Annotated in this window: 21 protein-coding genes; 6 read left to right on the top strand and 15 right to left on the bottom strand. The window is 66.1% G+C overall.

Features of this window, described 5'->3' with window-relative positions; genetic code table 11:
- The first annotated feature begins 7 nt into the window (after positions 1–7).
- Both V9K84_RS06030 and V9K84_RS06025 read left to right on the top strand, forming a co-directional pair.
- Entirely contained in the window at positions 8–451 is a 444-nt protein-coding gene (locus V9K84_RS06030; RefSeq protein ID WP_088515446.1) for a GspH/FimT family pseudopilin, read from the top strand.
- Entirely contained in the window at positions 448–1,059 is a 612-nt protein-coding gene (locus V9K84_RS06025) for a prepilin-type N-terminal cleavage/methylation domain-containing protein (protein WP_054916093.1), read from the top strand. Before V9K84_RS06030 ends, V9K84_RS06025 begins: the two co-directional genes overlap by 4 nt.
- Here V9K84_RS06025 and V9K84_RS06020 read toward each other — a convergent pair.
- Genes V9K84_RS06020 through V9K84_RS06010 form a run of 3 tightly spaced genes read right to left on the bottom strand, consistent with a single transcriptional unit; the run spans position 1,052 to position 3,183 of the window.
- The gene (locus tag V9K84_RS06020; RefSeq protein ID WP_218195178.1) at positions 1,052–1,963 is read right to left on the bottom strand and encodes a DUF4880 domain-containing protein; all 912 of its coding nucleotides are present in this window, start codon (positions 1,961–1,963) and stop codon (positions 1,052–1,054) included. The two genes, V9K84_RS06025 and V9K84_RS06020, sit on opposite strands and share 8 nt — an antisense overlap.
- A 39-nt stretch (positions 1,964–2,002) precedes the next feature.
- A complete protein-coding gene (locus V9K84_RS06015) occupies positions 2,003–2,533 on the bottom strand; it encodes a sigma-70 family RNA polymerase sigma factor (protein WP_043860351.1) in 531 nt (176 codons plus the stop codon).
- 20 nt (positions 2,534–2,553) lie between these two features.
- Positions 2,554–3,183, bottom strand: coding sequence for an STN domain-containing protein (locus V9K84_RS06010; protein WP_235384135.1), 630 nt, complete (start codon positions 3,181–3,183; stop codon positions 2,554–2,556).
- A gap of 138 nt (positions 3,184–3,321) precedes the next feature.
- Here V9K84_RS06010 and V9K84_RS06005 point away from each other — a divergent pair, with 138 nt between their 5' ends.
- On the top strand, positions 3,322–3,642 hold the full coding sequence (locus tag V9K84_RS06005; protein ID WP_054916095.1) for a hypothetical protein: 321 nt from the start codon (positions 3,322–3,324) through the stop codon (positions 3,640–3,642).
- Between the two features lie 359 nt (positions 3,643–4,001).
- Here the strand turns inward: V9K84_RS06005 and V9K84_RS06000 are convergent, their stop codons facing one another.
- Together V9K84_RS06000 and V9K84_RS05995 are read right to left on the bottom strand one after the other, a co-directional pair.
- Positions 4,002–5,300 (bottom strand): ATP-binding protein, encoded by a 1,299-nt coding sequence (locus V9K84_RS06000; RefSeq protein WP_054916096.1) that lies wholly within the window; start codon positions 5,298–5,300, stop codon positions 4,002–4,004.
- Between the two features lie 15 nt (positions 5,301–5,315).
- Positions 5,316–6,017 (bottom strand): response regulator transcription factor, encoded by a 702-nt coding sequence (locus V9K84_RS05995; RefSeq protein WP_043859689.1) that lies wholly within the window; start codon positions 6,015–6,017, stop codon positions 5,316–5,318.
- 155 nt (positions 6,018–6,172) lie between these two features.
- On the opposite strand from V9K84_RS05995, the gene V9K84_RS05990 reads away from it, so the two are divergent.
- Genes V9K84_RS05990 through mobA form a run of 3 tightly spaced genes read left to right on the top strand, consistent with a single transcriptional unit; the run spans position 6,173 to position 11,130 of the window.
- On the top strand, positions 6,173–7,351 hold the full coding sequence (locus tag V9K84_RS05990) for an efflux RND transporter periplasmic adaptor subunit (RefSeq protein WP_043859688.1): 1,179 nt from the start codon (positions 6,173–6,175) through the stop codon (positions 7,349–7,351).
- An 11-nt stretch (positions 7,352–7,362) separates the two neighbouring features.
- Entirely contained in the window at positions 7,363–10,491 is a 3,129-nt protein-coding gene (locus V9K84_RS05985; RefSeq protein WP_088515448.1) for an efflux RND transporter permease subunit, read from the top strand.
- Positions 10,492–10,551: 60 nt separating this feature from the next.
- Positions 10,552–11,130, top strand: a complete 579-nt coding sequence (gene mobA / locus V9K84_RS05980) for a molybdenum cofactor guanylyltransferase MobA (protein WP_088515449.1) — start codon at positions 10,552–10,554, stop codon at positions 11,128–11,130.
- 62 nt (positions 11,131–11,192) lie between these two features.
- On the opposite strand, the gene V9K84_RS05975 is transcribed toward mobA, so the two are convergent.
- From V9K84_RS05975 to V9K84_RS05930, 10 genes are all read right to left on the bottom strand, one after another.
- A complete protein-coding gene (locus V9K84_RS05975; protein ID WP_088515469.1) occupies positions 11,193–12,770 on the bottom strand; it encodes a diguanylate cyclase in 1,578 nt (525 codons plus the stop codon).
- Positions 12,771–13,027: 257 nt separating this feature from the next.
- Positions 13,028–14,860 carry a long-chain-acyl-CoA synthetase gene (locus V9K84_RS05970; RefSeq protein WP_088515450.1) on the bottom strand — a complete coding sequence of 611 codons (1,833 nt, stop codon included), beginning with the start codon at positions 14,858–14,860 and terminating at the stop codon, positions 13,028–13,030.
- Between the two features lie 139 nt (positions 14,861–14,999).
- Positions 15,000–15,662, bottom strand: coding sequence for an iron-containing redox enzyme family protein (locus V9K84_RS05965; RefSeq protein WP_043859798.1), 663 nt, complete (start codon positions 15,660–15,662; stop codon positions 15,000–15,002).
- Between the two features lie 69 nt (positions 15,663–15,731).
- Positions 15,732–16,130 (bottom strand): ester cyclase, encoded by a 399-nt coding sequence (locus tag V9K84_RS05960; protein ID WP_043859797.1) that lies wholly within the window; start codon positions 16,128–16,130, stop codon positions 15,732–15,734.
- Between the two features lie 38 nt (positions 16,131–16,168).
- A complete protein-coding gene (locus V9K84_RS05955; protein WP_231390606.1) occupies positions 16,169–16,945 on the bottom strand; it encodes a hypothetical protein in 777 nt (258 codons plus the stop codon).
- A 188-nt stretch (positions 16,946–17,133) separates the two neighbouring features.
- Entirely contained in the window at positions 17,134–17,580 is a 447-nt protein-coding gene (locus V9K84_RS05950; RefSeq protein WP_058541171.1) for an HIT family protein, read from the bottom strand.
- A gap of 319 nt (positions 17,581–17,899) precedes the next feature.
- On the bottom strand, positions 17,900–18,904 hold the full coding sequence (locus V9K84_RS05945) for a CDP-6-deoxy-delta-3,4-glucoseen reductase (RefSeq protein WP_088515451.1): 1,005 nt from the start codon (positions 18,902–18,904) through the stop codon (positions 17,900–17,902).
- A 14-nt stretch (positions 18,905–18,918) separates the two neighbouring features.
- On the bottom strand, positions 18,919–19,953 hold the full coding sequence (dmpG, locus tag V9K84_RS05940; RefSeq protein WP_088515452.1) for a 4-hydroxy-2-oxovalerate aldolase: 1,035 nt from the start codon (positions 19,951–19,953) through the stop codon (positions 18,919–18,921).
- Positions 19,954–19,963: 10 nt separating this feature from the next.
- The gene (locus V9K84_RS05935; protein ID WP_043859792.1) at positions 19,964–20,905 is read right to left on the bottom strand and encodes an acetaldehyde dehydrogenase (acetylating); all 942 of its coding nucleotides are present in this window, start codon (positions 20,903–20,905) and stop codon (positions 19,964–19,966) included.
- Positions 20,902–22,761, bottom strand: coding sequence for a feruloyl-CoA synthase (locus V9K84_RS05930; RefSeq protein WP_088515453.1), 1,860 nt, complete (start codon positions 22,759–22,761; stop codon positions 20,902–20,904). Before V9K84_RS05930 ends, V9K84_RS05935 begins: the two co-directional genes overlap by 4 nt.
- Positions 22,762–22,835: the final 74 nt, after the last annotated feature.

Here is a 22,835-nt window from a genome sequence, read left to right as displayed (position 1 = left end):
TCGCCCCATGCAACGCAGCCATCCACAACAGGGCTTTACCCTGATCGAACTGATGGTGGTGCTGGTGATCGTCGGCATCGCCAGCGCCGCCATCAGCCTGAACATCCGCCCTGACCCGGCCAGGGCCCTGCGCGAAGACGCCGAGCGCCTGGCGCAATTGCTGCTGGTGGCCCAGAGCGAGGTGCAGGCCAATGGCCGCGCCCTGCTCTGGCAGGCCGACCGCGACGGCTACCGTTTTGTGCGGGCCGGCGCGGCGCTGGACGGCGACCCGCTGCTGCGCCCGCGCCCCTGGCAGGCCGCGCCGGTGACGGTGCAGCGCACCCCGCAGCGGGCCGTGCGCATCGACCCGGAATGGATCGGCGAGCCGCTGACCCTGCGCCTGGTCAGCGGCCAGCAGCAGATCGAAGTGCGCCGCGATGCCGCCGGCCGTGTCGAGGTGCACCAGCCATGAGGCGCCACCCGCAAGGCGGGTTCACCCTGATCGAGGTGATGGTGGCGATCCTGTTGATGGCCATCGTCAGCCTGGTGGCCTGGCGCGGGCTGGACAGCGTCAGCCGCGCCGACCGCCACGTCAAGGACAGCACCGAACAGGCCCGCGCCCTGCTGCGGGTGTTCAACCAGCTGGAGCGCGACCTGGCCCTGCGTGCCAGCAGCGAACTGGCCGAGCCGGTGCTGGCGGGCATGGACCCGCCCAGCGAAAAACCGCTGCCTGCGGTGCGGGTGCAGGCCAGCGACGGGCGCCCGGCGCGCCTGGAGCTGATTCGCAGCAGCGCCGCCGACGACGGCCTGATGCGCGTGCGCTGGTGGTTGCAGGGTGGCACGCTGTACCGCGCCGCGGCGCCGGCACGCGACCGCTTCCCGCTACCGGCGCCTGCCGGCCGGGTGGCGGTACTGGAGGATGTGGCTGAATTCAACCTGCGGGTGTGGGAGCCGGGCAAGGGCTGGCGGCACCTGACCGGCGAGGCCCGGGACAATCCGCCGGGGCTCGAGATCGAACTGCTGCGCCAGAGCGCCCAGGGCCCGCAGCGTTACCGCCAGGTACTGGGGCCGCTCAACTGAGCAGCACCACGCCACCGGGCAGTTCGGTGCAGCGTGCGCCGTAGGCATCGCGGATCAGCTGCGCCACCCCTGGCAGTTGCGCCAGGCTGAAGCGCGCCTGCACCTTGCGTCGCCCCAGGCTGGGGTTGAGCAGCACCAGCATGCCGGGGCGGTAGCGGTTGATTTCGTCGATCACCTGGCTCAGCGGCGCGTCATGGAACACCAGCCGCTGCTCGCGCCAGGCCATTACCTGTTCGGCATCGAACGGCTGCGCGCTGCCGGCGCTGCGGGCGTCGTAACGCAGTTGCTGGCCGGCGGGCACGGGCAAGCTGCGGCCCTGCCAGAGAATCTGCACCTGGCCCTGCAGGCAGGTGACGCACACGGCCGAATCGGTGTGGCGTACATTGAAGCGCCCGGCCTGGGCCGACACCCAGGTCTGCCCGGCCTGCACCTGCACCGGGGCCTGGGCCAGCACCTCGACCTCGCCTTCGAGCAGGGCGATCGCTTCGCCGCTGCGGTTGATGCGGGTCTGGGTGTTGAGCTCCAGCGCGATGCCCTGGGTCAGGTCGATGCGCCGCTGCTCGCCGACGCCGGTGTGAAAGTCTGCCGCTGGCGTGCCGAGCCCGTCCACCAGGTTGCTGCGCAGCAGCACGAAGGCTGCCGAGGCCGCCAGCGCGCCGCCCAGGAACGCACGGCGCCCCAGGGTACGCAGGGGCACCACGCGCTCGGCCTGGCGCGCCGCCGGCTCCAGCTGCTGCCACAGCTGGCGGGCCTGCTCGAAGGCCTGGGCGTGCGCCGGGCTCTGTGCGCACCACTGGCGCAGGGCGCGTGCGTCGGCGACGGTGGCGCGCCCTGAGGTAAGCAGCAGCAACCAGTCCTGGGCCTGGCTGTGCAGGCTGGGTTCAGCCGAAGTCTGGGGTGTCATGGTCTGAGGGGCCTGCATCAAAATGGCGCTGTGTATTGTTCAAGACGGTTTTCCCGCACCGGGACCGAACCGCTGGAACACTTTTCTTTCCAGCCGCGTGGCGCAGTAACCCAGTGCGGCCTTGAGCTCCTTCTCGACCATGCGCGTGGAGATGCCGAAGCGCTGGGCGATTTCCAGGTGCGAGGCTTCCTCCAGGCGCGCGGCAATGAAGATACGCCGGCGCCGTGCCGGCAGTTCGTAGAGTGCGCCGAGCAGGCACTGGATTTCCTGCTGGCCGCCGACAATGCGCGCCGGGTCCTGGTCTTCGGCCACCTGCAGCAGGTCTTCGACCTCGGCGCCGGTGAGCAGCCGGGCGTCGGCCTGGCGCCGGTCGGCGGCGATGTTCAGGGCCATGCGGTACAGGTAGGCGTTGGGCTTGTGCAGCGCGTGGGTGGCCTGCATGCGGTCGACCCGCAGGTAGGTTTCCTGGAGCACGTCGCAGGCCAGGTCGTCCGAACCCAGGCGGCGTTTGAGGCGCACCTTGAACTCGTCGTAAGAGGTCAGGAACAACGTGACCAGAGGTGTATTCATACTGCCTAGCCTCCATGCGATTAAGGGCAGTCCATGCGTGTATCGGGCAACAGCAGCAGCGTCACCGGTTGCGCCAGCGCCGAGGGCGGTGGCCGCTCCAGGCGCAGGGCGCGCAGGCTTTCGACCAGCGCGCTGTCACGCCGGTGATCGCCGGTGGAGGCCAGCAGGCGGCTCTGGGCCAGCACCCCGCGGGCGTCGATCCATACCTGCACCGCGGCCCGGTAATGGCCTGGGCGTGCCAGCGCGCTGGCACACAGCGCCTGTTCCACGGCGCGTTGCAGCGTGCGCGCATAATTGCCGGCCGCGCCGGCCCCGCCTGTGGCACGCGGGTTCGGCGCGGCTGCCGGCAGTGCCACGCGCTGCACGGTGAAAGCCTCGGCGCCGCTGTAGCGGGCCATCAGCCCGGTGCCTTCGAGCAGCCTGCGCAGGCCGTCGCGGGCGCTGAACGCGCCGTTCAGCGGCATCGAGCGCTGGCGTGCGGTCAGCTCCCGGTCCACCAGCACCGCCATGCCGCTCTGCTGGCCGAAGGCGTGCAGCGCCTCGTCCAGTGGCTGGGCCGGTATGTCGAAACGGATCGGGCCTGCGCCGTGCACCGGCATCGCCAGCACGGCCAACAGCAGCACGGCGATTCTGGCAAGGCAGTGGCGCAAACCGGTGTCTCCCCCGAAAGTCGCCATCGTGGGGCCTGTGTATGAATCTGATGTGACAGCGGTAGGCAAAAAACCTTAACGATGTGGGAAGTCGCCTGGGGCTAGACTGGGGGAAACCGCTTCAGGGAGGGCATGGACATGGGCTGTCGAATCGCGGGGTTGTGGCTGGTTGCCGGTCTGCTGAGTGGCCTGTCGAGTGGCGTGGTGCAGGCGGGACAGGACGAGGGTTGCATCGACGTGCAGGTGGGCCAGGCGCGGGCGCTGGCGTACGACTGCCTGACGCGCCAGTTGCAGAACGGCAACGGGCAGCGCGCGGCGCAGGCCAACCGCAAGGCGATGGAGGTGGATGTGAGCCGGCGCGCGCCGAACCAGCTGGGGTTGTTCAACCAGTCGGCCACGGGGCAGCGCATGGGCAATGCGTTCGGGGTGTCGGTGCGGCCGCAGCGGCCGGGGCCGTGATCGGCGCAGTTGCATTCCTGCAGGCCATGGTTCGTTGCAGCCAATGTAGGAGCCGGCGTTGCCGGCGAAGCGCCGCGCGGGCGGCGCTCGGTTTTGGGAGCACCGGTGGATTCAAGACAGGCACCTTCCAGCCCGAATGAATTTCAAGGCTGATGATTGAAGGGGTGAGCTGGAAAACCAGCCAGGAATTGCGGTGGCCGACTAGAGCCAACCGATGCCCTTGCAGCGCTCTCAGGATCGAGCGCCGCAAGCGCGGCGCTTCGCCGGCAAGGCCGGCTCCTACACGGGGCGGTATTGCCAGCCTCGGTGTGTTCGACACCCGATTGCAGTGAATCCACCTGACATCAGACTTGTCGCCCCTACCGCCCCCGCGGCAAGCAGATGCGAAACTGCGCCCCCCCCAACGCCGACTGCCCCACCGTCAGGGTGCCACCCTGCCCCTCGATCACCCGACGGCTGATCGCCAACCCCAGGCCAAACCCGCCCGTGGCACGGTCCCGACTGCGATCCAGGCGGTAGAACGGCTGGAAGATGCGCTCGCGCTCCTCCTGCGGAATGCCAATGCCGTCATCCTCGACGGTCAGCACGCACGCGCCCTTGGCATCCACGCTCAGGCGCAGCAGGATGCGCTGCCCGCAATAACGCATGGCGTTGCGGATCAGGTTCTGCACCGCCCGCGCCGTCAACCGCGGGTCCAGCACAAAGCGCGGCAGATCCGGCTCGGCACGCACCTCCAGGCTCACCCCGCGCCCATCCAGCTCTTCGGCATAGCTGCCCAGGATGCTGTCGACGAACTCGGGCAGCGCCACCTCCACCCGCTCGCCACCCTGGCCATTCTGCAAGCGGTTGTACGACAGCAGCTCAAGCACCAGCGCATCCAGCTCGCGCACGTGCCCCACCAGTTCCAGCAGGCGCTTGCGACTGGCCGGGGGCATTTCGTCGTACAGCAGCACCAGGCCGAAATCCAGGCGGGTCAGCGGCGTGCGCAGCTCATGCGACACCGCATTGAGCAACTCGCGCTGCTGGGTCAGCAGGCATTCGATATCCGCCGCCATGGTATCGAACACCTTGGCCAGCGCGCCGATGTTCGAGCGTGGCGAGATCAGCGTGCGCTCCGCCAGGTTGCCTTCGCCCAGGCGCTGCGCCGTGGCCTTGAGCCGCTGCAGGTCACGCCAGTGCGGGCGCACCCAGAACAGCAGGCAGCCCAGCAGCGCCGCACCGATCAGGACGGTGATGCCCCACGACAGCAGGTAGATGTCCGCCGGGTCCGGCGGGTTGCGCAGCACCACCATCCACTCGCTGTCCAGCGGCGCCAGGGCGGTTTCGTAATAGCCCCACTCCCCCAGGCGCACCACGTACTGGCCGGCCTGCAGGTGCGCCTGCTCCTCGGCGTTCAGGTCCAGGTCGGCGCGCCGGCGCAGCTCGATGCTGAGGGGGGCGAAATCGGTGTTCAGCGCCTCGGCCACCTGGGGCCAGCTGTCGCGGTGCTTGAGGTGGAACTGGTTGACGATCAGGCGCTGCACGCCCCGCGCCTGGTCCTGGTTGTAGGCGATGTAGCGGTCATGGAACACATGCAGGATCAGTTCGGGGATCAGGAAGATCGACCCGGCATACGCGACGATGGTCACCAGATACAGGCGTACCAGAATTTTCAGCATGGCCGTGGCCGCTCCTCAGAATTCCCACTCGACTCGGCTGAACAGGTAGCCCTTGCCCCACACCGTCTTGATCTTGCGCGCCTCGCCGGCGCTGTCGTCGAACTTGCGCCGCAGCTTGGAGATGGCCACGTCCACCGAGCGGTCGGTGCCGTTGAACTCGATGCCGCGCAACTGCTGCAGGATGCAGTCGCGGCTGAGCACGCTGCCGGCATTGCGCGCCAGCACCACCAGCAGGTTGAACTCGCCGCTGGACAACTCCACCGTCTGGTCGCGCCACAGCACGGTGCGTTCGGCCAGGTCGATGCGCAGCCCGCCGATCACGATCAGGTCGCTCTCGAGATGCGGCTCGTTGATGCTGCTGCGCCGCAGCAGGGTCCGCACCCGCGCCAGCAGCACGCGCGGCTCGCACGGCTTGCTGACGTAGTCGTCGGCGCCCATTTCCAGGCCCAGCACCTGGTCGTGGCTGTCGTCGCGGGCGGTGAGCATGAGGATCGGCAGCAGCAGCGATTCGGCGCGCAGCTGCCGGCACACCTGCAGGCCGTCCAGGCCCGGCAGCATCAGGTCCAGGATCACCAGGTCGGGTTTGCTGCGCCGCGCCTCTTCCAGCACGTGGTCCCCCCGCGCAATCACGCTGACGCTGAAACCATTGCGTTGCAGGTAGCTGGCGATCAGTTCGCTCAGGGCGCAGTCGTCTTCAACCAGAAGGATAGTGGGCATGGGTAGTTTGAAAGGCCGGGAAAGTCAGGCAGGATATAGCGCTTATTCGCAGGTCGCGAAATTCTTCACACTTTTTCACACTCGCCCTACATAGCTTAACAACTGCCTGTAGCGCGGCTGCCTTAGCATTGCCGGGTCATTTATGGAAGATCCGCATGCCCAGTTCAAGCCCCGTCCGTCTGCGTACCCTGGCGCCCCTGTTGCTGCTGAGCCTGGCCCTGGCCGGCTGCGACAGCAAGCCGCCCGCCGAAGAACAAGCCCCCAAGCCCGCCGTCAGCGTCGAAACCGTGCGCGAGCAACCCCTGGCCATCAGCACCGAGCTGTCGGGGCGCATCCTGGCGCCACGCATCGCCGAGGTGCGCGCGCGGGTGGCCGGGGTGGTGCTCAAGCGGGTGTACCGTGAGGGCAGCGACGTGAAACAGGGCGACGTGCTGTTTCGCATCGACCCGGCACCGTTCAAGGCCGACTACGACAGCGCCCGCGCCAACCTGGCCAAGGCCGAGGCCACGCGCTTTCAGGCGCGCCTGCAGGACCAGCGCTACGCCGAGCTGATTTCGATCGACGCGATCAGCCGCCAGGAGCACGACAACGCCCGCGCCGCCGCCATGCAGGCCGACGCCGAAGTGGCAGCGGCCAAGGCCGCGCTCGAGCGTGCGCGCCTGAACCTGGGCTATGCCACCGTGACCGCGCCGATTTCCGGGCGCGTGGGCCGTGCCCTGGTGACCGAGGGCGCGCTGGTGGGGCAGAACGAATCGACCCCGCTGGCGATCATTCAGCAGCTCGACCCGATCCATGCCGACCTGACCCAGTCGACCCGCGAGATCAACGCCCTGCGCCGTGCCCTGCGTGCCGGCGAGCTCAAGCAGGTGGGCCAGGACCAGGCCCGCGCCACGCTGATCCAGGATGACGGCACGCCTTACCCGCTGGCGGGCAAGCTGCTGTTCTCCGACATCAGCGTGGACCCGAGCACCGGCCAGATCACCCTGCGCAGCGAGTTCCCCAACCCCGACCTGGACCTGCTGCCCGGCAGCTTCATCCGCGTGCGCCTGGAACAGGCGGTGCAGCCCAAGGGCATCAGCGTGCCGCAGCAGGCCATCCTGCGTGACAGCGCGGGCCTGCCGCGGGTGCTGCTGGTGGACGCCGAGCAGCGCGTGAGCGAGCGCGCCGTGGTGCTGGGCAGCGTGCAGCAGGACCGCTGGATCGTCACCGAGGGCCTGGCCCCGGGCGATCGCATCGTCACCGAAGGCCTGCAGCACGTGAAGGTGGGTGACCAGGTGAGCGTGACCCCCGCCACCGACACGGCTGCCCCCATCGCCCAGACCACCGCCCAGTGAGGCCCTGATCCATGCCGCAGTTCTTTATTGACCGCCCAGTGTTCGCCTGGGTGGTCGCGCTGTTCATCCTGCTCGGCGGTGCGCTGGCCATCCCGCAGTTGCCGGTGGCCCAGTACCCCAACGTGGCGCCGCCACAGATCGAGGTGTACGCGGTATACCCCGGTGCCTCGGCGCAGACCATGGACGAGAGCGTGGTCAGCCTGATCGAGCAGGAGCTCAACGGCGCCGATCACCTGCTGTACTTCCAGTCCACCAGCAGCCTGGGCAGCGCCACGGTAACGGCGACCTTCCAGCCGGGCACCAACCCGGAACTGGCCCAGGTCGATGTGCAGAACCGCCTGAAGATCGTCGAGTCGCGCCTGCCGCGGGCGGTGACCCAGCAGGGCCTGCAGGTGGAGAAGATCTCCACCGGGTTCCTGATGCTGGTGACCCTGACCGCCGACGATGACCGCCTAGACGAAACCGCGCTGAGCGACTTTCTGGCGCGCAACGTGATGAACGAGGTGCGCCGCGTACCGGGCGTGGGCAAGGCGCAGCTGTATGGCTCGGAACGCGCCATGCGTATCTGGCTCGACCCGCAGAAGCTGATCGGCTTCAACCTCACCCCCGAGGACGTGAACCTTGCGATTGCCGCGCAGAACGCCCAGGTGGCCCCTGGCAGCATCGGCGACCTGCCCGGCAGCCCGACCCAGGAAATCACTGCCAACGTGCTGATCAAGGGCCAGCTGTCGACGCCCCAGGAGTTCGCCGACATCGTGCTGCGCGCCAATGCGGATGGCTCGCGGGTCACCGTGGGTGATGTGGCGCGGGTCGAGATCGGCGCCCAGGAGTACCAGTACGGCACGCGCCTGAACGGCAAGCCGTCCACCGCCTTCAGCGTGCAGCTGGCGCCCGGTGCCAACGCCATGCAGACCGCGACCCTGGTCAAGGCCAAGATGGACGAGCTGTCGCGCTACTTCCCGCCCGGGGCGGTGTACGACATCCCGTATGACACCTCGCCGTTCGTCAAGGTGTCGATCGAACAGGTGATCAACACCCTGATCGAGGCCATGGTGCTGGTGTTCCTGGTGATGTTCCTGTTCCTGCAGAACATCCGCTACACGCTGATCCCGACCCTGGTGGTGCCGGTGGCGCTGATGGGCACCTTCGCGGTGATGCTGACGCTGGGCTTCTCGATCAACGTGCTGACCCTGTTCGGCATGGTGCTGGCCATCGGCATCCTGGTGGACGACGCCATCGTGGTGGTGGAGAACGTCGAGCGGATCATGGCCGAGGAAGGCCTGCCGCCCAAGCAAGCCACGCGCAAGGCCATGCAGCAGATCAGCGGCGCCATCGTCGGCATCACCGTGGTGCTGGTGGCGGTGTTCGTGCCGATGGCGTTCATGCAGGGCTCGGTGGGGGTGATCTACCAGCAGTTCTCGGCGTCGATGGCGGTATCGATCCTGTTCTCGGCGTTCCTTGCCCTGAGCCTGACCCCGGCGTTGTGCGCCACCCTGCTCAAGCCGATCGCCAAGGGCGAACACCACGTCAAGCGCGGTTTCTTCGGCTGGTTCAACCGCAAGTTCGAAGGCATGAGCAACGGCTACCAGCGCTGGGTGATGCACGCGATCCAGCGCAGCGGCCGCTACCTGGTGGTGTATGGCCTGCTGCTGGTGGCGCTGGGCTGGACCTTCAGCCAGCTGCCCTCCTCGTTCCTGCCTACCGAAGACCAGGGCTACACCATCACCGACGTGCAGCTGCCGCCCGGCGCCAGCCGCAACCGTACCGTGCAGGTGGCCGAGCAGATCGAGGCGCACAGCGCAGGCGAACCTGGCGTGGGCAACACCACGGTGATCCTGGGCTTCAGTTTCTCGGGCAGCGGGCAGAACGCGGCGCTGGTGTTCACCACGCTCAAGGACTGGTCCGAGCGCACCGCCAAGCACAGCGCCGAGGCCATCGCCGAGCGCGCCAACATCGCCTTCAGCCAGTTCAAGAACGCGGTGGCCTATGCGGTGCTGCCGCCCTCGGTGGATGGCCTGGGCACCTCGACCGGTTTCGAGTTCCGCCTGCAGGACCGTGCCGGCGTGGGCCATGCCGGGCTGATGGCGGCGCGTGACCAGTTGCTGGCCGAGGCCGCGAAAAGCCCGGTGCTGGCCAACGTGCGCGAGAGCGCCCTGGCCGAAAGCCCGCAGGTGCAGCTGCTGATCGACCGCAAGCAGGCCAACGCGCTGGGCGTGTCGTTCGACGACATCGGCACGGTGCTCAACACGGCCATCGGCTCGACCTACGTCAACGACTTCCCCAACCAGGGCCGCATGCAGCGGGTGGTGGTGCAGGCCGAGGGCGACCAGCGCAGCCAGGTCGAGGACCTGCTCAAGATCCACGTGCGCAACACCAGCGGCAAGATGGTGCCGTTGTCGGCCTTCGCCCAGGCGCAGTGGGTATCGGGGCCGGTGCAACTGACCCGCTACAACGGCTACCCGGCCATTGCCGTGTCGGGCGAGCCGGCACCGGGCTACAGCTCGGGCGCGGCGATGGCCGAGGTGCAGCGCCTGGTCGATGCCCTGCCGCTGGGCTTTGGCCTGGAATGGACCGGGCTGTCGCTGCAGGAGCAGTTGTCCGGGGCGCAGGCACCGATGCTGATGGCGCTGTCGCTGCTGGTGGTGTTCCTGTGCCTGGCGGCGCTGTACGAAAGCTGGTCGATCCCTACCTCGGTGCTGCTGGTGGTGCCGCTGGGCGTGCTCGGTGCGGTGCTGGCGGTGACCCTGCGCGACATGCCCAACGATGTGTTCTTCAAGGTCGGCCTGATCACCCTGATCGGCCTGTCGGCGAAGAACGCGATCCTGATCATCGAGTTCGCCAAGAGCCTGGTGGACGAAGGGCATGACCTGGTCGAGGCCACCGTGCAGGCCGCGCGCCTGCGCCTGCGGCCCATCGTGATGACCTCGCTGGCGTTCATCCTGGGCGTGGTGCCGCTGGCGATTGCCACCGGCGCCAGCTCGGCGAGTCAGCAGGCCATCGGCACCGGGGTGATCGGCGGCATGCTCAGCGCCACGCTGGCGATCGTGTTCGTACCGGTGTTCTTCGTGGTGGTGATGCGCGTGACCGGCTGGCGCCGGCGTGACGCCCAGGCCGACACTGCGGTGGTCGAACAAAGCTGATGGACAGCCGCGCGGCGGTCATGGGATGGTGCTAGCCCGCTTATGGACTGGAACCTTGCAATGACCGCCGCCGTACTTTCCCCCTGCTCCATTCTTTTGCTGGCCGGCGGCCGTGGCCAGCGCATGGGCGGGCAGGACAAGGGCCTGCTGTCCTGGCAGGGCCGCCCGCTGATCGCGCACGTGCACGCCGTGGTGCGTGATCTGAGCGATGACCTGATCCTTTCCTGCAATCGCAACCAGCACGCCTATCGGGCGTTTGCCGACCAGTTGGTGGGCGATGCCGAGCCTGGGTTTCCCGGGCCGCTGGCCGGGGTGCTGGCCGGGCTTGCGGTGGCGCGGCATGCCTGGCTGGTGGTGCTGGCGTGTGATGCACCGCTGATCGAGCGCGGGTTGCTCGAGCAGTTGCTGAGCGTGGCGGTCACCGGGGACTGCGCGGCGATGGTGCGCCAGGGCCAGCAGTGGCAGCCGATGTTCTGCGTGATCCCGGTGCGCCAGCAGGCGAGCTTGCAGGCGGCATGGCAGGCCGGTGAGCGCAGCCTGCTGCGGGCGTTGCTGGAGCATCCGTTGCAGGCAGTGGAGTGTGCAGAGGAGGACCGGCGCCTGAGCAACTTCAATACGCCGCAGTGGTTGGGGCAATAAGGCTTTTGTGTCGTCTGTGAGGGCCTCTTCGCGGGCCAAGCCCGCTCCTACAGAGGCTTGCGCTACCCCTGTGGGAGCGGGCTTGACCCGCGATGGGCAGCACCGCCCCCCTCGAACACCACACACCGATTGCGCCCCGCCGCCTTGGCCGCATACAGCGCCTGATCGGCCGCCGCCACCAGCGTCAGGGGCGTTTCGCCCTGCCCCGCCATGCCTGCCACGCCGATACTCACCGACACCCGCCCGAACGGGCTGCCAGCATGCACGATGTTCAGCTCGGCCAACCGCGCCAGCACCGTCTCGGCCACCACCACCGCGCCCGCCACCTCGGTATTGGGCAGCACCATCGCCAGCTCTTCCCCGCCATAACGCGCCACCACATCCGTCGGGCGGCGCACGCACTCGCGCAACAAGGCGCTCACCGCCTTGAGGCATTCGTCACCGCCGATGTGTCCGTAGGCGTCATTGAAGCGTTTGAAATGATCGATATCGATCAGCAGCAGCGCCAGCGGCTGGGCCTCGCGCTGGGCACGCCGCACTTCGCTGGCCAGCACCTCGTCGAAACGCCGGCGGTTGGCCAGCCCGGTGAGCGTGTCGTGGGTGGCCAGCACCGCCAGCTGCCGGTTGGTGGCCAGCAGTTCTTCGCGCGCCACCAGCAGTTGCGCATCCATCTCGGCACGATGGCGGATGTCGCGGATCAGCAGCCGGCCAATCACCGCGATCACCCCCTGCAACGCCAGCACCAGCCCCACCGTCAGCCACGCCTCCATGCGCCAGGCGTCCAGGGCCTCGCGCTTGCCGATGGCCACGGTGGTCACCAGTGGCAGGTGCTCGTTCTTGCGAAACGCATACAGGCGCTCCACCCCATCCAGGCTCGAGGCAAACGAAGCCGTGCCCACCGAGTTTTCCACCAGGTAGCGGGTGTAGATCGGCGACCGGGAAAAGTCGCGGCCCATGTCCTGCTCGCGAAACGGGTAGCGCACCAGGATGCGCCCACTGGTGTAGGTGAGCGCGATCGCACCGTCCTTGCCCACGTCGATCTTGCCGAACAGGCGCAGAAAGTTCTCCACCCCCAGGGTCACCGCGATCACCCCGGCGAACTGTCCCCCGGGCTGCTCGAAACGCCGGCTGACGGTGATCACCCAGTCATGGGTGGAGCGGCTGCGGATCGGCGGGCCGATGAACACCTCGCGGGACGGGTTGTCGCGATGGTGGATGAAGAACTCGCGGTCGGCGCTGTTCGCACCGTCCGGAATCGGGCCGTTGGTCGACATCAGCCATTCGCCCGTCGGGCCATAGACGGTCAGCCCATGCAGTTGCGTCAGCAGTTCGTTCTGCTCCTCCACCAGCCCGGCCAGGCGCGCCAGTTGCTGCGGCCCGCCGCCATCGACTTCGAGCCGCTCGCTCAGGCCCAGCAGCATCATCGAACTCTGGCGGATGATGCCCTCGGCATAGGTATCCAGTGCCTGGGTCAGGTTGAGGCTGTGTACCTGAACCTCGTTCAGCGCGCGCTGACGTGCAGCCCATATCTTCCAGGCCGTCAGCGATGCCAGCGATACGCAGATCACCAGCAACAGCAGCACGGCCAGGCGCACGTCACGCTTGTGCGGCAGCGGCACCGGCAGTAAGGGGGTCGACATCATGAAACGCTCCTGCGATGCCACAACTGAAGGCATCCTGCCATCAGCTGTACTCCGGAATGCCCTGTACCGCAAGGGGCAGAGCATCAGGCGCGCAATCAAGCGGTGGGGGTCACGACGGGCTGCTGCAGAATCCGGCAGGCAGAAGTTGCAGGGCGGTGAAGCTGAAAGTGGATCGCAAGGCCGCCCGCTCCAGTGAGCAGCCTTGCGCATGCATGCAGGCAGGCCTTGCGGTGCGCCGCTGGCGCGGTTGCCCTTCAGTAGCGGAACTTGCCGCCATGAATGTCCTGCAGCACCTGATCGGTCACCCGCACGTAGGTTTCGGTGCCCGGCAGCCAGGCATACACCGGGTCTTCGCCGGTCTGGCTGGGGTCGAAGGCTTCGCTTCTGAGCTTGGTCTTCTGGTACTTGAAGGTGCCGGTGGTTTCCATGCAGGTCTTGACGCGCAAGAACATCGGCACCGCGTAGTGAGGCATCTGGCTCTTGACGAAGCGCAGCAGGTCGCAGAAATCCAGCTGCTCCAGTGGCGCCGACGGGGTGATGGCGGCCATCCCGGCGCGACCGTTGGTGTTCTTGATTTCCACCCCGTAGGCCACGGCTTCGGCAATGTGGGGGTGCTGCACCATGATGTTCTCGACTTCGGTGGTGGAGACGTTCTCGCCCTTCCAGCGGAAGGTATCCCCCAGGCGGTCGACGAACTGGGCATGGCCAAAGCCGATATCGCGAATCAGGTCGCCGCTGTTGAAGTAGCGGTCGCCCTTTTCGAACACGTCGTAGAGCACCACCTTCTTGCTCTTCTCCGGGTCGGTGTAGCCATCGAACGGGGCGTCGTCGTCGATCTTGGCCAGCAACAGGCCCTGACCGCCCTTACCGACCTTCTGCATGAATCCGTCGGCGTTGCGCCGTGGTTCGCCGGTGTCGTGTTCGTACTCCACCAGCGACCAGGCGTTGATGGCAAAGCCGATGGTGTTCTCGAAATTGAGGATGTTGGTAAAGCCGATGTTGCCGTCACTGGCGGCGTAGAACTCGCAGACCCGCTCGATGTTGAAGCGTTTCTTGAAGTCGAGCCACACGCCCGGACGCAGGCCGTTGCCGATCATCTTCACCACCGGGTTGTCGCCATCGTTGCCGGCCGCAGGCTGATCGATCAGGTAGCGGCACAGTTCACCGACGTAGCAGATGGTGGTGGCCTTGAATTTGCGCGTGTCTTCCCAGAACTGGCTGGCGCTGAACTTGCGGCGGATGGCGAAGCCCGAGGCACCGGCCAATGCCGAACCCCAGCTCACGCACAGGCCGGTGCCGTGATACAGCGGCAAGGTGCAATAGACGATGTCATCGGGGCGCATGTCCAGGGCGATCATGCCGAAGCTGCCGTAGACCTTCATCCAGCGCCCATGCTTGAACACCCCGGCCTTGGGCAGGCCGGTGGTACCGGAGGTGTAGATGTAGAAGCAGGCGTCGTCGAGGTAGACCTGCTGGGTAGTCGCCGGATTGGCCGTAGCGTGCCCCTGACTGGCAAGAGTCAGGTTGACGTAGCCCTCGGGGGCGATGCCGGCATCGCGCGTGGTGTCGGTGTCGGCCAGGAAAAAGGTGCGCTGCCTGTCGATGGCCACCTCGTCGCGCACCGCCTCGAACGATGGCACCAGCTCCTGGCCGACGATGATCGCCGACGGGTTGACCAGGCCCAGGCTGTGGATCAGCACGTTGTTGGTCTGCGAGGTGTTGAGCATGGCGCAGATGCCGCCGATCTTGCTCACGGCCAGTACGCTGACCAGCAATTCGGGGCGGTTCTCGATGAAGATGCCTACCACATCGCCTTTTTTCAGGCCACGGGCCAGCAGGTAGTGGGCGAAACGGTTGGCCCACTGGTTGACCTGTTCGTAACTGAAGCGCGTGTCCTTGTAGAGCAGCGCCGGCCCTTGAGGGTTGCGCGCAACCGCCTGTTCGAAGGCCCAGCCCAGGCCACAGGGCTGATCGGCCTTGAGTTTGGAAACCTTGAGGCCCCTGACGAGCCGAGGAATGGCCCGAGTGATCGAGGGAATTTTGCGCAGCATCATGCCCCAGGTAATCATGTCGCTATTACTACTCATGGCACCTCCTGGTGGATTGACCGTGGCCGCCAGGCGGTTCGACAAACGCCATGACCAGCCAATCGTTTTTATTGTTGTGCACGCCATGTGAAAAAGTCCTCGCGCAGCGGGGTGCGCGAGGACGCCTGGTGCCGATCAATCAGAACTCGTCGGCGACCGACTCGAGGATCTTGCCCATCAGGTAGACCGTGGTGCGGGCCACTTGCTTGACCGCCTCTTTTTCTTCGTCGGTCACGACCCAGCGGTCGATGGCGGCGTTGACCTGCTCGGAGTGCTTCTCGTCGATGATCGCGTGGGCGACGAAGAAGGTCAGTTGCTGGTCGGTCAGCTTGAGATGGTTCTTGCACACGTCCATCAGGGGTTCGAGGTGCTCATAGCAGTCCTCGGCCCAGAAGCTGTAGCCCAGGCGCGGAATGATGCCGCGGCATACGGAAACGAAGTCCAGGTAGCCGTAGAACGCCTCGGTGGCCGGCAGCATCGGTTTCTCGAACTCCGACGGGTCCACGCCAATGGCGATCAGGTCGTTGTACGCCATGTTTTCATGGCCCAGTTCTTCCAGCGCATGCTTCATCGCGAAACGCAGCAGGCCGACCTTCTTGTGGTCCTGGTTCCAGCACGCCACCGCCTGGTTGATCGCGTTGTTCTTGGTGTAGTGGTACACCTGGACAATCGACTTGATGTACAGCTCACGCTGCAGTTCGGGACGCTTCATCATCTGGAAGAAACGGCCGGCCTTGATCTTTTCCCATTCGGCGTCACAGATGGCTTTGAGCTCTTTGCGAAACGCGGTCACTTCAGTCATTTCACTCTCTTCCTTGGCGTGTTGATAAATCGTTCATGACACGTGTTATACGGTCAGGCGAATACGGCGTTACAGGCGCAGCACGGACTTGATGATGTAGATGAACTTGGAAAAGAAGCCCAGGCCTTCGATAGTGTCCCAGTGTTCCATCAGCACACCATTTTCAACACGGTAGATATCGATCACCTTGTAGTTCACCGTGAAGAACCTGTGCTTGGCCCAGTGCTTGGCATACAGGAAGACATAATCGCCTTCGGCGCAGACCCGCTCGATACTGGTACCCGACTCGGGGAACGTCTTGAAGAACTGCGTGAAGTAGGTCTTGAAGCCTTCGCGGCGCGGGGGAATGAACACGTTGTTGTGCTGCACGTAGTCCTCGGCAATCAAGGTATCGGCAACCGCCAGTTCACGCTGACCAAACATGCGCTCGTAAAACTCGATGACCACTTCTTTGTTCCTGGCTTCCATCTTGGATCAACCTCAATGTTGTCGTTATTGTGTGATGCTTATCCCGCCAGTGACTGCCTCGCGTGACGGGCGGCCAAGGTATGGCGAATCAGGTCATCGACGTCCTTCAGGTCTGCCGGGCAGCTGGGCAGGCCGAAGAAGGGCGTGACCGACGGCATCAGATCGCCTTTGTACAGGGCGTAGTAATGATCGCCACGGGCCTTGATCTGGAAGAAGATGCCGTCCTGATCGAACACGAAGCTGTCGAACTTCGGCGCCAGCCGTGGCTTCACATAGGTGATGAACGTCTTGTAGCCGCCTTGCAGGGCCACCAGCGAGGCACCGGTCATGGCCAGCCCGTTGACCACGTTCTTGACCGGGGCATGCTTGTCGACGATCAGGCGCGAAAGTTCGACGCACTCGTGCTCGTAGTTGGGCCCGGAGAACTGCACCAGTTGTTCATGGCTGATGAACTCACCCGACTCGTGAGGGAACGGCGTAATACGCTGAGTGCCGATGATTTCACCATCATGATAAAAGGCAAACACATAGGAACGCGGGTCGTATTCATCCAGGCACACGGTGTTGTCGACCGAGTTGCCAAACAGCGTCTTGTAATAGATCTTGCGCTGCCCATACAACCGGCTACGGGCACGAGAAAGTTCGATGAATTGCGCAGGCGTTACCACCTGCCTGACCTTTACCTTGTCAGACTGGCACAACTCCTGGAGGACTGAATCATAGAAACTGTAGATGGCCGAACCGGCGGAATCATCCTTTACCAACTGCATACTTGCCGAAGGCAAGTCAGCCTTGTTACTGGCGAGTGACGGCATGAGAAATCCCTTCTTATTGTGATCTGTAGTATTCAACTCAGCCCAGCGCACGACTTAAGTTTCCACAGGACAATACATAGCTTCGCCTCCTTGCGTAGATAGCCATAGGTTGTTGATTTACGGGCTGCGCACAGCCAGACACTCACCCGCTAGTGGCGGGCGTGCCGTTGAACCAGAGCGAGGTGCAGTCAGTTCGGTGGTAGCGAGGCCAAGGCTCGGCAGATCTGCTCGGCGCGCTCGCCCAGCACCTGTGGCGTGGCGATCGGGAGGTCCGCATGACCCAGGTTGAAACCGTCACCGACAAAACGGGCCAGCACATGCAGGTGCGCGTGACCTACGGTCTGCCCGGCCACTGCGCCATCGCACAGCAGCAGGTTGATACCTTCACAGGGCTGTTCTTCGAGGCTCAGGCCGCTTTCACGCAGGGCGGCCGCCATCCGTTGACCCACACGCATCATGTGGCCACAGGTTTGAGGAGGGATATCACCCAGGCCGCTTGCGTGGGCCTTGGGAATGACCAGGACATGGCCAGGAGTGATCGGCTGAATCGAGAGAAAGGCCAGGCACTGCTCGTCTTCGTAGACAACGGCAGCCGGTGCTTCTTTCTTGGCGATTGCACAGAAAATGCAGTTCACGGATAGCTCCCTCTATTGTTGTAGGTGCAACCCCGGTGGAGGCATGAAGATCCGGGATGCTACAGGCTGCATTCCATTGCAGAGTTGACCGCGCAGCTTGTAGGAGAAATTACCCCTGGCCTTCCTCAGCTGTACACGGGAGTTTTGAAATTTTTTGTATCTGAATCCCGTAAATTTCCTAATGGGTTGATTTGAATGGGTTTTCCCAAGGTAACTTTTTGTATCCAGGCTGCATGGGGGCGTCACCGGCCAGGGCCCTGAGGGCCGAGGACGGTGACGCCATCACCCACCCGCTGTGCGTGGGGTCGCCCGGCCTGAGCTACACGAACGCATCGGCATGAAAATGCGCGGGCTCCAGCCCCCGCTGCTCGACGAAATCGCGTCGCGCCGAGTCGACCACGATCGGCGCGCCGCAGGCATAGACCTCGAAGCCCTTGAGGCTATGAAAGTCCTGCAGCACCTGGCGGTGCACGAAGCCGGTGGCACCCTGCCAGTCGCAGGTCGGGCCCGGCTCGGACAGCACCGGGGTGTAGCGCAGCCACGGCAACTGCGCCTCCCAGGCCTGCAGCTGTTCATGCCGGTAGAGGTCCTCACGGCGCCGCCCGCCCCAGTACAGGTACACCGGGCGGCGGTTGTCGCCGCGCTCGCGCAGTTGCTCGAGCAGCGCCTGCACCGGGGCAAAGCCGGTGCCGCTGGCCAGCAACACCATCGGCCGTTGGCTGTCGCGCAGGTAGAACGAACCGAACGGCCCCTCCATGCGCAGAATCGCCCTGGGCTGCAACGCATTGAACACATGCCCGCTGAACACCCCGCCCGGCATGTGCCGGATGTGCAGCTCAAGCTGGTTGTCGCGCGCCGCTGCGGTGGCCATCGAGTAGCTGCGCCGGCTGCCGTCCTTGAGCAGCACCTGCACGTACTGCCCCGGCAGGTAGGCGAATGCGGCGCCCGGCGCGAGCATCAGGCGCAGCACCGCCACGTCGTGGCTGACCTTGTCGAGGCTGGCCACGCGCACGCCCATCTGCTGGATGCCGATGCCGCGCAGCTCGGTGACTTCCGGCGCGTCGATGACCAGGTCGGAACGTGCCCTGGCGCAGCAGAACAGCGCCAGGCCCTGGGCCCGCTCGGCTTCGCTGAGCACTGCCAGCGGGCTGTCGGCGTGGTCCACCTCGCCGCTGAGCACCTGGCCCTTGCAACTGCCACAGGTGCCGGTGCGGCAGCTGTGCTTGAGCATCAGGCCATCGGCCAGGGCTGCGTCGAGCACGCTCTGCCCGGCGTTGACCGGGCAGCTCAGGCCGACCGGCTGGATCTGCAGGGTGAAGCTCATGTGCGTACCCTCCGTCACTGCGCGCGTCCGGCGGCGGCCAGCAGGTCCAGCGCCACGTCGACGATCATGTCCTCCTGGCCGCCGACCATGCGCCGCTTGCCCAGCTCGACCAGGATGTCGACGGTTTTCAGGCCATAGCGCGCCGCGGCGATTTCGGCGTGGCGCAGGAAGCTGGAGTAGACCCCGGCATAGCCCAGCGCCAGCGATTCGCGGTCTACCCGCACAGGGCGGTCCTGCAACGGGCGCACGATGTCGTCGGCTGCATCCATCAGCGTGTAGAGGTCGGTGCCGTGGTTCCAGCCCAGGCGCTCGGCGGCGGCGATGAACACTTCCAGGGGCGCGTTGCCGGCGCCCGCGCCCATGCCGGCCAGGCTCGCATCGATGCGATCGCACCCCTCCTCCACCGCGGTGATCGAGTTAGCGACCCCGAGGCTGAGGTTGTGGTGGGCATGCATGCCGGTTTCGGTCTCGGGCTTGAGCACGGCCTTGAACGCGCGAAAGCGATCACGCACGTCCTGCATGTTCATCGCCCCACCGGAGTCGGCCATGTACACGCAGGTGGCGCCATAGCTTTCCATCAGCTTGGCCTGGGCGGCCAGCTGCTCGGCCGGGATCATGTGGCTCATCATCAGAAAGCCCACGGTGTCCATGCCCAGCGCGCGCGCATATTCGATGTGCTGGCGGGCCACGTCGGCCTCGGTGCAGTGGGTGGCCACGCGCACCACGCGGGCGCCGGCGTCATACGCGGCCTTGAGGTCGTGCACCGTGCCGATGCCGGGCAGCAGCAGGGTGGTGATCCTGACGTGACTGATCACGTCGGCCACGGCCTCGATCCACTCCAGGTCGGTGTGGGCGGCAAACCCGTAGTTGAAGCTGGAGCCCTGCAGGCCATCGCCGTGGGCCACTTCGATGGAATCGACCCTGGCCTTGTCCAGCGCACGGGCTATGTCCTGCACGTTCTGCAGCGAGTACTGGTGGCGCACCGCGTGGCTGCCGTCGCGCAGGGTCACGTCGCTGATGTAGAGCTTCTTGGCGGGATTGAACGTCATGCGGGCATCCTCAGTTGTGCGCCATGGCCTGGGCCATGCGCTCGGCGGTCGCCATCGCGGCGGACGTCATGATGTCGAGATTGCCGGCGTAGGCCGGCAGGTAGTGGGCGGCGCCTTCGACTTCGAGAAACACCGAGGTCTTGAGCCCGCTGAAGCGGCCCAGGCCCGGGATCAGCAGCGGCGCCTGGGGCTCGATCACCTCGAACTGCACCTGCTGCTTGAGCCGGTAGCCGGGCACGTAGGCCTGCACCGCCTGGGCCATCTCGTGGATGGAAGCTTGCACGCGGGCCTGCTCGCAGGCTTCGGAGAGCACGAACACGGTATCGCGCATGATCAGCGGCGGCTCGGCCGGGTTCATCACGATGATCGCCTTGCCCCTGGCTGCACCGCCGATGGCTTCGATGGCCTTGGAGGTGGTTTCGGTGAACTCGTCGATGTTGGCGCGGGTGCCGGGGCCGGCGGACTTGCTGGCAATCGAGGCGACGATTTCGGCGTAGTGCACCTTGGCCACCCGCGACACCGCGGCCACCATCGGGATGGTCGCCTGGCCGCCGCAGGTGACCATGTTGACGTTCAACTGCGCCAGGTTCTGCTCCAGGTTCACCACCGGCACGCAGTATGGGCCGATGGCTGCCGGGGTCAGGTCGATCAGGCGGATGCCGGGCTTGCGTGCGCGCAGGTAGGCGTCGTTGCGTACATGGGCGCCGGCCGAGGTGGCATCGAAGACGAAGTCGATATCGGCGAACTCGGGCATGCGCGCCAGGCCCTCGACCCCTTCGTGGGTGGTGGCCACGCCCAGGCGGCGGGCGCGTTCCAGCCCGTCGGAGGCCGGGTCGATGCCGACCATCACGGCCATTTTCAGGTGCTTGCCGTGGCGCAGCAGCTTGATCATCAGGTCGGTGCCGATATTGCCGGAGCCGATGATGGCGACATTGAATTTTGCAGGGTTCATACGGCTTCTCCGTAGACTTCGGCGAGGAGGATGACGCTCGGGTCGAGGCTGTCGGCGTACAGGCGCTGCACGGCCTCGGCGCGCAGGCTCAAGGCGGTGCGCTGGTTGATGTAGCCCTTGTCGGTGATCTCGCCGTCGTTGAGGCTGGGCGGCGAATCGAGGATCACCAGGCGCACGGCATGCTGGGACGAGGCCGGGTATTCCCGGGCCAGTGCCTGCAGGCCCGCGCACAGCGCCAGGCGCACCTCGGGCTGCAGCGCCAGCTGTGCACCGCTCATGTGCTGGCCCTCGGCGCCGAGCAGGTCGCGCAGGGCCTGGGACGGGTAGACCAGCGCGCCGATCATGTCGCGGTCATGCCCGCCGATCACGCAGTCGCTGGCATACGGCGCCAGCGCGCTGACCAGGCGTGGGCGCAGCGTGCCCACCGACACCCAGGTGCCGCTGCTGAGCTTGAAGTCCTCGGTCACGCGGCCGTCGAACTGCACGCCCAGCTCGGGGCGCGCCGGGTCGACCAGGCGCCCGGCGTCGCCGATACGGTAGAAGCCCTCTTCATCGAACGCCGCCAGGGTGCTGGCCGGGTCGCCCAGGTAGCGCGGGAACACCGAGGGGCCGCGCACGCGCATCTCCAGCTTGTCGCCGGCCGGCACGAACTTGAGCTCGGTGCCCGGTACCGGCAGGCCGATGATGCCGGCCTTGTCGGCGGCAAAATGCACGCTGGTGACCACCGGCGAGGTTTCGGTGGAGCCCCATTCGGTGGCAAAGAACAGCGGCGTGTCGCGCACCTTCCCGGCACACGCCACCAGCCGGCTCCAGCTGCTTTGCGGCAGGGCGGCAGCGGCATAGAACAGCATGCGCAGGCGCCCGAACAGGGCCTGGGCCAGCGCCGGGTCGCGCTCCAGGTGCGGCAGCAGCATCTCGTAGCCGCGCGGCACGTTGAAGAACAGCGTGGGCCTGACCGAGCGGATGTTCTCCAGCGTACGGTCGATCTGCCCCGGCACCGGCAGGCCGTCGTCGATGTACAGGGTGCCGCCGTTGCGCAGTACCAGGTTGAAGTTGTGGTTGGCGCCGAACACGTGGCTCCAGGGCAGCCAGTCGAGCACGATCAGTTCGCCCTGCTCCAGAAAGCGCCAGCACTGGGCAATCGCCTGCTGGTTGGCGCAGAGCATGCCGTGGGTGTTGACCACGGCCTTGGGCGCACCGGTGGAGCCGGAGGTCATCAGGTAGCGCGCCGGGGTGTCGCCATCCAGGCGCGCGAAGGCGGCCATCACCGCCGGGGTCTCGGCCTTGTACAGGTGCGGCAGGGCCAGCGCACCGGGGATTTCCTGGGCGTTGCGCGCCGCCACCACCGGGCAGTCCGGGTCGACCAGGGCGATGGCGCGGCCATAGGCATCGCCGTCGTTGACGAAGATCAGCCCCGGCTTGAGCACCTCGACAATCGCCTTGAGCTTGGCGCAGCCGCTGCCGGTATTGCGCGAGTAGGCCACCGAGATGGTCGACACCGGGATGCCCACGTGCATCGCCGCCAGGGTCAGCAGCGCCTGGTCCAGGTCGTTTTCCGAGAGCATCAGCAGCGGCCGGCCGGCTGCGATGTCCAGTTCCAGCAGGCCCTGGGCCAGGGCGCCGACGCGCTGGCGCACCTGCTCGTAGGTCAGGCTGAACCAGCCCGCGCCGCGCCGTTCGGCCAGGTAGGCACGCTGCGGCGCCTGCTCGGCCCAGTGTTCCAGCCACTGGCCGATGCAGCGCGCATAGGGTTGCAGCGGCTCGGGCGAGCTGAGCACGAAGCTGCCGTCGGCACGCGGTTCGTACAGCACCTGGGCGGGGGCCAGCTGGGTGGGGTCGTTGAAGAAGTCGTACATTGCACGCCCTCGTGAGCGCGGCAGGCCGTCGGCCCGCTGCTCACTGGTTTTATTGTTGTAGGTACCGGCGGTCG

It is taken from the genome of Pseudomonas sp. AE27 (assembly GCF_037113495.1).
GTDB classification, from domain to species: Bacteria; Pseudomonadota; Gammaproteobacteria; order Pseudomonadales; family Pseudomonadaceae; genus Aquipseudomonas; species Aquipseudomonas palmensis.
The sequence above is the reverse complement of the archived record's forward strand: the minus strand, read 5'-3'. Positions and strand labels throughout refer to the sequence as shown.